The organism is Ensifer sp. SSB1 (assembly GCF_016652895.1).
In the GTDB taxonomy this organism is placed as follows: domain Bacteria; phylum Pseudomonadota; class Alphaproteobacteria; order Rhizobiales; family Rhizobiaceae; genus Ensifer.
This window is the reverse complement of record NZ_JAEPRP010000200.1, coordinates 1-12,359: the sequence shown is the minus strand read 5'-3', so window position 1 is coordinate 12,359 and position 12,359 is coordinate 1. Positions and strand designations below refer to the sequence as shown.

9 protein-coding genes are annotated in these 12,359 nt (G+C 62.1%); 3 read left to right on the top strand and 6 right to left on the bottom strand.

All coding sequences use genetic code 11. The features are described from left to right. The 3 genes from ileS to I8N66_RS32210 all read right to left on the bottom strand — a co-directional run. On the bottom strand, nt 1–2,568 hold a 2,568-nt coding region (gene ileS / locus I8N66_RS32220; RefSeq protein WP_291163025.1), incomplete at its 3' end, for an isoleucine--tRNA ligase. A 244-nt stretch (nt 2,569–2,812) separates the two neighbouring features. Next, nucleotides 2,813–3,799 carry a bifunctional riboflavin kinase/FAD synthetase gene (locus I8N66_RS32215; protein ID WP_291163022.1) on the bottom strand — a complete coding sequence of 329 codons (987 nt, stop codon included), beginning with the start codon at nt 3,797–3,799 and terminating at the stop codon, nt 2,813–2,815. A gap of 13 nt (nt 3,800–3,812) precedes the next feature. After that, nucleotides 3,813–4,661, bottom strand: a complete 849-nt coding sequence (locus tag I8N66_RS32210; protein WP_291163019.1) for a TIGR01459 family HAD-type hydrolase — start codon at nt 4,659–4,661, stop codon at nt 3,813–3,815. A gap of 433 nt (nt 4,662–5,094) precedes the next feature. On the opposite strand from I8N66_RS32210, the gene groES reads away from it, so the two are divergent. Together groES and groL are read left to right on the top strand one after the other, a co-directional pair. Next, complete coding sequence (gene groES / locus I8N66_RS32205; protein ID WP_004675403.1) at nt 5,095–5,391, top strand: co-chaperone GroES; 297 nt, start codon at nt 5,095–5,097, stop codon at nt 5,389–5,391. 62 nt (nt 5,392–5,453) lie between these two features. Then, nucleotides 5,454–7,091, top strand: coding sequence for a chaperonin GroEL (groL, locus tag I8N66_RS32200; protein WP_291162929.1), 1,638 nt, complete (start codon nt 5,454–5,456; stop codon nt 7,089–7,091). Nucleotides 7,092–7,243: 152 nt separating this feature from the next. Here the strand turns inward: groL and I8N66_RS32195 are convergent, their stop codons facing one another. After that, on the bottom strand, nt 7,244–7,471 hold the full coding sequence (locus I8N66_RS32195; protein WP_291162926.1) for a hypothetical protein: 228 nt from the start codon (nt 7,469–7,471) through the stop codon (nt 7,244–7,246). Nucleotides 7,472–7,616: 145 nt separating this feature from the next. Between I8N66_RS32195 and I8N66_RS32190 the strand changes: the two genes are divergently transcribed. Then, nucleotides 7,617–8,066, top strand: a complete 450-nt coding sequence (locus I8N66_RS32190; RefSeq protein ID WP_113536307.1) for a hypothetical protein — start codon at nt 7,617–7,619, stop codon at nt 8,064–8,066. Between the two features lie 107 nt (nt 8,067–8,173). Here the strand turns inward: I8N66_RS32190 and I8N66_RS32185 are convergent, their stop codons facing one another. Both I8N66_RS32185 and I8N66_RS32180 read right to left on the bottom strand, forming a co-directional pair. Then, nucleotides 8,174–10,972, bottom strand: coding sequence for an EAL domain-containing protein (locus I8N66_RS32185; protein ID WP_291162920.1), 2,799 nt, complete (start codon nt 10,970–10,972; stop codon nt 8,174–8,176). Between the two features lie 215 nt (nt 10,973–11,187). Then, nucleotides 11,188–12,359, bottom strand: a 1,172-nt coding sequence (locus I8N66_RS32180) for an FAD-dependent oxidoreductase (protein ID WP_291162917.1), incomplete at its 5' end; no start/stop codon positions are given.

The window sequence follows — 12,359 nt, the reverse complement described above, 5'->3', positions numbered from 1 at the left end:
GGTGACGACGGTGCGGACCGCACGGATCTTGTCCCACTTGGCTTCGAGGGCATCGTTCTTCCATTCCGCCGGGATCGCCGGGAATTGTTCGAGATGCACCGAGACCGCATCGGGCTTGCGCGACAGCCAGGCTTCTTCCGCGGTGAAGGGCAGCATCGGCGCCAGCCACAGCACGAGGCAATCGAAGAGCTTGCGGATGACGGCGAGTGCTGCACGGCGGCGCAGGCTCGACGGCGCGTCGCAGTAGAGCGCGTCCTTGCGAACGTCGAAGTAGAAGGCCGAGAGCTCGACGTTCGAGAAATCGATCAACGCACGGGCGATCTTCTTGAAGTCGAACGCATCGTAACCCTCGCGTACGAGCTGATCGAGTTCGGCAAGGCGATGCAGCATCAGCTTTTCGAGTTCAGGCATCTCGGCGTAGGCGATCTCCTCGCCCTTGTCGTGGGCGAGCGTGCCGAGCATCCAGCGCACGGTGTTACGCAGCTTGCGATAGGCGTCGATGTTGGTCTGGATGATCGTCTTGCCGAGGCGCTGATCTTCCCAATAATCAGTCGTCATCACCCACAGGCGCAGGATGTCGGCGCCGGCATCCTTCATCACCTCCTGCGGGGTGACGGTGTTGCCCTTGGACTTCGACATCTTCTCGCCCTTCTCATCCATGGTGAAACCATGGGTGACAACGGCGTTGTAGGGCGCGCGGCCGCGCGTGGCGCAAGCCTCCAGCAGCGAGGAATGGAACCAGCCGCGATGCTGGTCCGAGCCTTCGAGGTAGACGTCGGCCGGCCACTTCAGGTCCGGACGGTCCTCAAGCGTGAAGGTGTGTGTCGAACCGCTGTCGAACCACACGTCGAGAATGTCCATGACCTGGTGCCACTTGGCATGGTCGTGGCCGGTGCCGAGGAAGCGCTCCTTGGCGCCTTCGGCGAACCAGGCGTCGGCGCCTTCCTTTTCGAAGGCTTCAAGGACGCGCTCGTTGACGGCCTCGTCGATGAGGATCTCGCCCTGGTCATCGGCGAAGATGGCGATCGGCACGCCCCAGGCACGCTGGCGCGAGAGAACCCAGTCCGGACGGCCCTCGATCATCGCGCGCAGGCGGTTCTGGCCGGCGCCGGGAACGAAGCGGGTGTCGTCGATTGCCGAGAGCGCGCGCGAACGCAACGTCGTGCCGTCGCCGAAGGCCTTGTCCATGTAGACGAACCATTGCGGCGTGTTGCGGAAGATCACCGGCTTCTTCGAGCGCCAGGAGTGCGGGTAGGAGTGCTTCAGGCGGCCGCGGGCAAACAGCGCATGACGGGCGATCAGCGCCTTGATGACGCGATCGTTGGCGTCGCCCTTCTTGCCCTTGTCGTCGAGGACGCGGCCGGCGCCACCTTCGGCGTCCGGGCCGAAGCCGTGGGCGTCGGCGGTGAAGTAGCCGGCGTCGTCGACGGTGAACGGAATTGCCGACGAGATGCCGCGGGCCTCAAGCGCACGCGCATTGTCCATCCAGGCATCAAAGTCTTCGCGGCCGTGGCTGGGTGCGGTGTGCACGAAGCCTGTGCCGGCATCGTCGGTGACATGGTCGCCGTCGAGCAACGGCACCTTGAAGGCATAGCCGCCGCCGAGACCGTGCAGCGGATGGGCGCAGGTAACGGCCGCCAGTTCAGAACCTTCGATGTCGCGGACGAAATTGAAGGTGAGCTTGGCCTTGGCCGCAGACTCGTCTGCCAGACGCTTGGCGAAGATCAGCTTCTCGCCCGGCTGCGGACCGAAGTCGTTCTCGGCGGTAGCAACTTCGTAGAGGCCGTAGGCATAGCGCGAAGAGAAGGCAATGGCGCGGTTGCCGGGGATGGTCCAGGGCGTAGTCGTCCAGATCACGACGAAGGTGCCGGCGAGATCATCAGGACCTTCGGTGACCGGGAACTTCACCCAGATCATGTCGCTTTCGACGTCGGCATATTCGACTTCGGCCTCGGCAAGCGCGGTGCGCTCGACGACAGACCACATGACCGGCTTCGAGCCGCGGTAGAGCTGCCCGAGCTTGGCGATCTTCATCAGTTCGCCGGCGATACGCGCTTCGGCGTGGAAGTTCATCGTCGTGTAGGGATTGTCGAAATCACCCTCGATGCCGAGACGCTTGAATTCTTCCGCCTGGATCTGGATCCAGCCGGCGGCAAAGTCACGGCATTCCCTGCGGAACTCGTTGACCGGAACCTCGTCCTTGTTCTGCCCCTTCTCGCGGTACTTCTCTTCGATCTTCCATTCGATCGGGAGACCGTGGCAGTCCCAACCGGGCACGTAATTGGCGTCGAAGCCGCGCATCTGGAACGAGCGGTTGATGACGTCCTTGAGGATCTTGTTCAGCGCATGGCCGATATGGATGTTGCCGTTGGCATAGGGAGGGCCGTCATGCAGCACGAACTTGTCGCGGCCGGCGGCCGAGGCACGCAGCTTCTTGTAGAGGCCCATCTTCTGCCAGCGGGCCACCGTTTCCGGCTCCTTCTGCGGCAGGCCAGCGCGCATCGGAAACTCCGTCTGCGGCAGATAGAGGGTCGAGGAGTAGTCGATCTTTTCAGCGGTGTCGGTCATGGTTTTTGCAATCGCTTCTTCGCGCGAAGGTTCGCGCATACGAAATGGGCTCGGTATCGAGAGATGACTGGGGCGTCGGAAACGCCGAAATCCCGGACCTTCCGGCTGACTAAAGCGCGCGGAAGGCCGGGCCAATAATTCGCTGATCGATGATCAATCGACGGTGCCGGGTCATGGTGGCCGGTTGTTTAAGGCGTTTTCGGCCTTTTGAAAAGGTCCGCCGCCGCAGCAACGCCGAAATCTTTTATCGGTCGAAGTTGAGCTTGCGGTCGATATCACCCAGCGGCGACACACCGGAGATCAGCGCCCGCGCCTCGGCCTCATCCTGACGGATCTGCGCCACAAGCGGATCGAGCCCGTTGAACTTCAGCTCGTCGCGCAGATGACCGAAGAAGGTGACGGTACAGATCTCGCCATAGAGATCGCCGGAGAAGTCGAAGACGAAGGTTTCGAGCAGGGGCTCGCCGTCGCTATCGACCGTCGGGCGGCGTCCGAAGCTTGCGACGCCGTCGTAGAGCGAACCGTCGGCCCGGCGGAAGCGCACGGCGTAGATGCCGGACCTGAGCTCCACCTCGGGTGCGAGCCGCATGTTGGCGGTGGGAAAGCCGAGCTCGCGACCAAGCTTCTTGCCGCCGATGACTTCCGCTTCGACGAGGTAGCGGTAGCCGAGCATGCCTGCCGCCTGCGAGACATCGCCTTCGCCGAGCAACGAGCGGACGTAGCTCGAAGAGATAACCGATGCATTCTCGTCGCGGAACGCATCGACGAGGGTCACACCGAAGCCGTTATCGCCACCGGCGGCCATCAGGAAGGCCGGGCCGCCCTCGCGACCTTTGCCGAAGTGGAAATCGAAGCCGGTCACCACATGCGAGGCATGCAGCCATTCGAGCAGGATGCGGTGAATGAAATCCGATGCGGAGAGCTGCGAGAAGGTGCGGTCGAACGGATACTCGATGACGGCGCCGAAACCCATGCCTTCGAGGATGCGCGCCTTCAACGGCGCCGGCGTCAACCGAAAGACCGGAGTTTCCGGACGGAACACGGTTCTCGGATGCGGCTCGAACGTCAGGACCAGTGCCGGCACACCGCGCGCCTTCGCCTCTTCCAGCGCCCGATTAAGGACCGACTGGTGGCCACGATGAACGCCATCGAAGTTACCGATCGCGACGACGCCGCCGCGCAAGTGCTCCGGAAGCGGATCACGGGTCTCGTTGCGATGAAAAACCGTCATCTCCGTCTTTCCGTCAGGCGAGCCGCGGCATCCAGTACTTTGGCGAGGCGCCCTCCTTTTTCAGGAAGGCGGCAAGCTTCGCCTCGTCGGTGCGGCTTTCGTTCATGTATTCCTGGGCGTGGATACCAGCACTGATATAGAGCAGATCGAAGCCGGCATCCTGCGCACCCTTGACGTCCGTCGGCATGCCATCGCCGATGGCGATCACACGCGACAGGTCAAGCGGGCCACGCACGGCCTTGGCTTCGGTCAGCGCCGCGCGGTAGATGGCGACATAGGGCTTGCCGGCAATGCGGGCCTCGCCCCCCAGCTCTTCATAGAGCTTGGCGATCGCGCCGGCACAGGGGATCAGCCTGTGGCCGCGCTCGACAACCAGATCGGGATTGGCGCAGATGAACGGGATCTTGCGCTTGGCAAGACCGGTCAACGTCGCGCGATAGTGCTCGGGCGTTTCGGTTTCGTCGTCATAGAAGCCGGCACAGACAACCGTCTCGGCATCCTCCGAGGAAACGATCTGCGTTCCGAGGCCCTCGAGCAGCGGCAAGTCGCGCTCGGCGCCGATGAAGAAGATCTTCTTGTCGGCTGCCGCGATCAGCGCCCGGGTCACATCGCCCGAGGTCACGATCCGGTCATAGGTTTCATCGGGGACGCCAAGGCCGCGGATCTGGACCTTCACGCTCGGGTGCGGGCGCGGCGAGTTGGTGATCAACACCACCGTCAAGCCGGCAGCACGCGCCTCGGCCAACGCCTCGCAGGCGGAGGCGAAAGCCTGCACGCCATTGTGAAGAACACCCCAGACATCGCACAGCACGACGTCGTAACGCCCTGCGATTTCCCGAAAACTGTTGATCCTTGCGGCCATCCTGGCTTCCTGCAAACACGGTTTCCGGCTTGCATGGCAAGGAAGGCAGGAGATTACAAGTCTCGTCTCCCGAAAAAGGCGCACCCTCCCAAGGATTCCGGCGGTGTCGCGAACCAGGAAAAATGCACTGCGGATGCGGCCCGCCGCGCAGAAGCACTTTCTCGCGGTTATCAACCGTCAAAATCCCGCCCATGCCGCTCATCGACGCGATCGCCTACATTTCGCCAAGAATGGGGCTAGTCTGCCTATGCCCGCGCCTGCCGTGCCCGTCCAGAGCAACTGCCGTCAGCAAAAAATCTAGGCGCCGATCCTTGACTCACTCCATACCCAAGCTTATCTCGGCATCGCTAGCACTCGATAAATGAGAGTGCTAACACCCATCCATCGGGTCGATCAGCGATCCGTAATGTCATTTGATCGAGGGATTAGACTAATGGCAAGCACCAACTTCCGCCCGCTGCACGACCGCGTCGTCGTTCGCCGCGTCGAGTCTGAAGAGAAGACCAAGGGCGGCATCATCATTCCGGACACCGCCAAGGAAAAGCCGCAGGAAGGCGAAATCGTCGCCGTCGGTTCGGGCGCCCGTGACGAAAGCGGCAAGGTCGTTGCCCTCGACGTCAAGGCTGGCGACCGCGTTCTGTTCGGCAAGTGGTCGGGCACCGAAGTCAAGATCAACGGCGAAGACCTTCTGATCATGAAGGAAGCCGACATCATGGGCATCATCGGCTGATCGGCCGGCGTCCACCCCTATTCATGACAACCAATGGGCAATGAGCCCGGGAGTTTTCTCTAATGGCTGCAAAAGAAATCAAGTTCGGCCGCACCGCGCGCGAAAAGATGCTGCGTGGCGTCGACATCCTCGCTGACGCCGTAAAGGTCACGCTCGGCCCGAAGGGTCGTAACGTCATCATCGACAAGTCCTTCGGCGCTCCGCGCATCACCAAGGACGGCGTATCGGTCGCCAAGGAAATCGAACTCGAAGACAAGTTCGAAAACATGGGCGCCCAGATGGTCCGCGAAGTTGCTTCGAAGACCAACGACATCGCTGGCGACGGCACCACGACTGCAACCGTTCTTGCCCAGGCGATCGTTCGCGAAGGCGCGAAGGCTGTTGCTGCCGGCATGAACCCGATGGACCTGAAGCGCGGTATCGACCTCGCTGTCACCGAAGTCGTCAAGGATCTCCAGGCCAAGGCCAAGAAGATCAACACGTCGGAAGAAGTCGCACAGGTCGGCACGATCTCGGCCAACGGCGAGCGTCAGATCGGCCTCGACATCGCAGAAGCGATGCAGAAGGTCGGCAACGAAGGCGTCATCACGGTTGAAGAAGCCAAGACCGCCGAAACCGAACTCGAAGTCGTCGAAGGCATGCAGTTCGACCGCGGCTACCTGTCGCCCTACTTCGTCACCAACCCGGAAAAGATGGTCGCTGACCTCGACGACGTCTTCGTTCTCCTCCACGAGAAGAAGCTCTCGAACCTCCAGGCCATGCTCCCGGTTCTCGAAGCTGTCGTTCAGACCGGCAAGCCGCTCCTGATCATTGCTGAAGACGTAGAAGGCGAAGCCCTCGCAACGCTCGTCGTCAACAAGCTGCGTGGCGGCCTCAAGATCGCTGCCGTCAAGGCTCCGGGCTTCGGCGACCGCCGCAAGGCCATGCTCGAAGACATCGCCATCCTGACGGGCGGCACCGTGATCTCCGAAGACCTCGGTATCAAGCTCGAAAACGTCACGCTCGACATGCTCGGCCGTGCGAAGAAGGTTTCGATCTCCAAGGAAAACACGACGATCGTCGACGGCGCCGGCCAGAAGGCCGACATCGAAGGCCGCGTCGCCCAGATCAAGGCCCAGATCGAAGACACCACCTCCGACTACGACCGCGAAAAGCTGCAGGAACGTCTTGCCAAGCTCGCTGGCGGCGTTGCCGTGATCCGCGTTGGCGGCTCGACGGAAGTCGAAGTGAAGGAAAAGAAGGACCGCATCGACGACGCTCTCAACGCGACGCGCGCTGCCGTTCAGGAAGGCATCGTACCGGGCGGCGGCACTGCGCTCCTGCGTTCGGCCTCCAAGATCTCCGTCAAGGGCGTCAACGAAGACCAGGAAGCCGGCATCAACATCATTCGCCGCGCTCTGCAGGCTCCGGCCCGCCAGATCGCCGAAAACGCTGGTGATGAAGCTTCGATCGTTGTCGGCAAGATCCTCGACAAGAACGATGACAACTACGGCTACAACGCCCAGACCGGCGAATATGGCGACATGATCGCCATGGGTATCGTCGACCCGGTCAAGGTCGTTCGCACCGCCCTTCAGGACGCAGCTTCGGTTGCTGGCCTCCTCGTCACGACGGAAGCCATGATCGCCGAACTGCCGAAGAAGGACGCTCCGGCTATGCCGGGCGGCATGGGCGGCATGGGTGGCATGGACATGATGTGATCAAGGCAACCGCCTTATCGCAGCATTGATCCATCCGGATCGGAAAGGCGGCCCTCGGGTCGCCTTTCTTGTTTTTTATCAATACCATTGGTCGATCAAGAACCGGCCGACCGCACTGCGGGCAGAAAAGATCCACCGGTTGTAGTCGGACTTCAAAAAACCGTTGAAGTCGAAAAAAAACGAACTATAACAGCGCCCCAAGTGAGCGGAGATTCACGGGAGACTGGGTAGCGGATCAAGGCGGGCGGCCAATCGCTTAAGCTTTTTCGTATTAACCGTGTATCCGGAATCTCTTCGAGAAAATCACGATAAGCATATAAGTATTTAATCGCAAATTTAGCCGCCGTCTCCAGCGAAATCACTTCGTCAGAGAGCTTCATTACTATCTCGCGACCTTTCGAGTGGTGGAACGCCCACGGCACGTGGCGTGCGCTTTTGTATTGGCCGTTGGTGAGCGTGATTTGCACATTGGGACGTGTTTTCCTGAGACGTCAGCGGCGTTCAGGAGCTCTGCGGGGGTAGACCGTGTTTAAGATCACGAGAGCAAATTCCGTTCCTCTTGGCTCCCCGGGACAGCCGCACCTCGACCTCCCGCATCATGAATACCTGCAGCAGTTCTGCGCGTCTGAGGGCTGGTCGGGCGACCTGTCCACGGGGCTGTTCCGGCTTGGCGAGAAGGCAGCCGCCATCCATGGCCTGCGCGATGGCGAGTGTGGCCTGCTCAACTTCGTGCGCTGCTATGACCCAGCCGACCGCAACCACGTGCTGGAACTGTTCGAGCAGGCCGCGACGAGCTGCTCGTCCTTCTGCTTTTCGACGACGATCGCACTGGAAGAAGCCGGACAGAAACAGCCCCTGTTCTGCATCGGCGAATCCTCGGGTCTCGAACAGCGCTATTCCGGCACGATAACGGGCGTCTTCTTCTTCCCGCGCTTCCTGGTGGAAGGCGCCGGCCCGACGCCGTTGCGCCAATAGCGCAAGCCTGGCCCGCCGAAGGCCTTCGAAAAAGAACCGAAATTATGACGCGAGGTGGCGCGTGACCCGCGGTCACTGTAGATGCGCCCTGGCAACTGCCGCCTGGATCAGGCGGCAGCGGCCTTGTCGTCGCCGCGAGACTGGAGCGGCAATGGAGCCGGACGGCCGAGCAGATAGCCCTGCGCCTCATCACAGCCCTCCGCCTGCAGGATGTCGAGCTGCTTCTGCGTCTCGACGCCCTCGGCGAGAACCGGCACGGACAGGCTCTGCCCGAGCGCCAGGATGGCGCGAACGATCGCCTTGGCCTGCGGGCTGCCCTCCACTTCCCACATGAAGCTCTTGTCGAGCTTGATCTTGTCGAAGGGGAACGACCGCAACGTTTCGAGCGACGAATAGCCGGTGCCGAAATCGTCGATCGCGATCGTGACGCCGAGTTCCTTGATCTGACGCAGGGTCAGCAGCGCGCGCTCCTTGTCGTCGATAATCGTCGATTCCGTGATTTCGAGCTCCAGCCGGTTCGGGTCGAGCCCGGTCTCGGCAAGCACATCCTGCACCAGGCTGACGATATCGCCATTGGCGAGCTGGACCGGTGACAGGTTGACGGCAATCTTGTGATTGTTCTCCCAGCCTGCAGCCTCGCGGCAGGCCTCGCGCAGCACCCATTCACCGATCGGCAGGATCGCGCCGCATTCCTCCGCAAGCGGAATGAACTCGTTTGGCGGCACCATTCCGCGCTCGGGGTGATGCCAGCGCAAAAGCACCTCGTAGCCGATGACGGCGCCGGTCATGACCGACTTCTGCACCTGGTAGTGCAGCGCAAGCTGCTTCTTGTCGACGGCATCCCAGAGATCGTTGGCAAGCGCACGCCGCTGGCGGGCAGCTTCGTCCATCGAGACCTCGTAGAAGCAGACAGTCTGGTTGAGCGCGGCCTTTGCCCGGTACATGGCGAGGTCGGCATTGTTGATCAGCGTATCTGCCGTCTCCGCATCCTGCGGGTAGATGGCGACGCCCATGCTGCCGCCGGACTTCAGTTCGAAATCGCCGAAGCGCATTTCTTCATGCAGGCTCTTTTCGATGCGGCGCAGGAAGTCGTTGAGCTCGGCCAGCTCCTCGAAGCGCTTGACGGCCGCGAACTCGTCGCCGCCGAGGCGTGCCACGAATTCGCCCTCCAGAAGCAGGCCCTTCACGCGCTGGGCAATCGTCACCAGCACGAAGTCGCCGGCAGCATGGCCGTGCAGGTCGTTGACTTCCTTGAACTTGTTGAGGTCGACGCCGATGACGGCAACCTTGCGGTTGAACCAGGCCGCCGCATCCAGCTCCTCTTCGAGGTAGCTGTTGAACTGCAGCCGGTTCGGCAGACCCGTCAGGCTGTCATGGCGCGCGAGGAACGTGATCTGTTCCTCCGTATCGAGGCGCTCGGTGATGTCTTCATAGGTGCTGACCCAGCCACCGTCCGGGAGGGTGCGATGTATGGTCAGGATCGAGCGGCCGTTCGGCAGCTTCTCCACCACGTCTCCCCCGCCCTTTCCGACCATTTCGACCCGATGCTTCTGGTAGAGCTCCTCGGCCTTGGCCCGTGCGATGACCGGGTCGGTGTAGTTGCGCGCAAAGACGATATCGAGGATCTCGCGGAAGGTCAGACCCTTGCCGGCAAGCGTTTCGGAGAAGCCGAAGATCTCGCGGCAGCGCCGGTTCGACAGCAGCAGCCGGTCGTCGCTGTCAAACAGGCAGATGCCCTGCGACATGTTCTCGAGCGCGACGTCGAGGTTGTTGCTGACCTCGGCGATGCGATCGGCATCGGCTTTCGCCTTGGTAATGTCCTTGACGATCTTGATGTACCCGGCGTGCCTGCCGTCTTCGTCAAGGAACGGATCGATCACCACATGGGCCCAGAACCGCGACCGGTCCTTGCGATAGCGCCAGCCCTCGTTCTCATATTTGCCCTCCGCCACGGCGGCCTCCAGCGCGCGGCGCGGCAGGCCGTCGCGCTGATCGTCTTCAGAATAGAAGCAGGCGAAGTTCTTGCCGATGATCTCGTCGGCTGTGTAGCCCTTGTTGGCCTGCGCGCCGGCATTCCAGCTCGCAACGCGGCCATCGATGTCGAGCATGTAGATGGCGTAGTCCTTCACGCTGCGGACGAAGCGGGTGAACTCCCGTTCGGTCGCAGCGGCCGAGAGTTCGGCGTGATGGGCAAAGCCGGCGGCGACCAGTACCAGGGACAGAAGGAAGAATGCTGTTCCCGCGATGACGAAGGCGAGCAGATGGGGCTGGATCATGCCCTCATATACCGGCATGACGAGGCCGACCTCGATCGTCACGGCGCCCATGGCGGTGAAATGCAGCGCGACAATGCCGAGCGTCATCAGCAGCGTCGCGATGATCTTCGCCTCCAGCGGCTTGCCCACGCGGGCAATCGTCCTCAGTGCACCGATGTCGAACAGCGAGCCGAGAACGATCGACGCGGCAACCAGCGTCGCATCCCAACGCAGGTCGCCGGGAACATCGAGGGCCGCCATGCCGAGAAAGTGCATGCAGGCAACGCCGGCGCCGAGAACCAGGCCACCGGCAATCCAGGCCAGCCGATCCTGCACATAAGTCGCGATCAGCAGCGCCGTCGTGGTGAGCACGATGGCAATCGCCAGCGACAGTGCCGTCAGGTCCATCTGGTAGCCGAGCACAACACCAGGGTCGTAGGCGAGCATGGCGATGAAGTGGGTGGCCCAGATGCCAAAGCCGCTGGCAATGCCCGCGGCGACCGCCCAGATCGTCCGCGCCTTGCCGGACGATCCGCGGGCACGCTGCAAGAGCGTCACCGCGCCATAACTGGACAGGAAGCATATGAGCGCCGCCAACGCGACCAGCCTCGGATTATGTTCCACCACGAGGCATGTAAGAACCTTGAACATCGCAATCGCCTAAATCAACAACCGCTGAGAAACGAGACCTCTCGCCTCCAGTTAAGCGACCTGTGTTGGCGCGACGTGATTTAAGGAAATGATAAACCGTGGTTCCGGCGCGCAAATGCCAGACAAATCAGTAGTTTCGTCGTTAATGAAAATTGAAACCGCGACGCCTGCAAGTTGCAGTTCGCGGAAAGCGCCGCCAGGCGTAGTTCTGCCGCTCAGGACTGGGAGAGCAGTGCCTTGAGGTCCGACTGCGGATCGGCAATGACGGCCCGGTCTGGATTGATGCCGGTTTCAAGCAGCTTCTTGCCCGTTACATAGGCCTTGGCGTCATTGATCGCATCGACAGCGACAAGCCGTCCCTGCCTGAAATACCAGACGGACACGCTGCCCTCGCGCTGGCCGGGCCTGACGATCGTTTCGTCATGACCAAGGCCGAAGCCGGCGATCTGCAGCTTGACGTCGTACTGATCGGACCAGAACCAAGGCTTCGGCTCATAGGGGTGTTCGCCGCCGGCGAGGATTGCCGCGACGGCCTCGGCCTGATCAACGGCGTTCTGCACCGATTCCAACCGGATGCGCAGGTCTTCCCAGGGAAGTACTGCACAATCGCCCATGGCGAAAATCGCGGGGTCGGCGGTTCGCCCGAACGGATCAACGACGATGCCGCCGGCTGTTTCCAGCCCCGCATCATGCGCCAGGCGGTCATTGGCGGTGACGCCGATACCGACGATGACGACGTCGACCGGCAAGGTCGATCCGTCGGACAACTCCGCCCCGGTCACCCGGCCATTTTCGCCGACGAGGCGATTGAGGCCCGTGCCTTCGCGGACATCGACGCCGCGGGACTGGTGAATCTCGCGCACGAGACCGGAGGTTGCCGACGAGGCGACGCGCTGCAGGATGCGGTCTGCCATCTCGATGACCGTGACCTCGAGCCCGCAGGTTCGGGCGACCGCCGCCGCCTCAAGGCCGATGTAGCCACCACCGACGACAAGGGCGCGCCGGCCGGCCTTCATTTCCTCGGCAAGGCGATCCGCGTCCTTGAAGTCGCGCACGACGAAGACACCTTCGAGGTCCCCACCGACCGCGGCGGGCAGCCGGCGCGGCGTGGCGCCGGTGGCCAAGGCCAGCACCTCGTAGTCGAGCGACGTACCGTCGCTGAGCGTCACGCGCTTGCCGGCGCGATCGAGGCCGGTGACCACCGTCTCAAGGCGCACGTCAACATGGTGCTCGCCGTACCAGGCCTCCGGACGATAGAGCAGCCGGTCGAGGCTCATCTCACGCAAAAGGTATTTCTTGGAAAGCGGCGGGCGCTGATAGGGCAGGCTCGCTTCCGAGGCGACGATCGTGATCGGCCGCTCGTCCTTCAGGGCACGCAGCTTGGCAA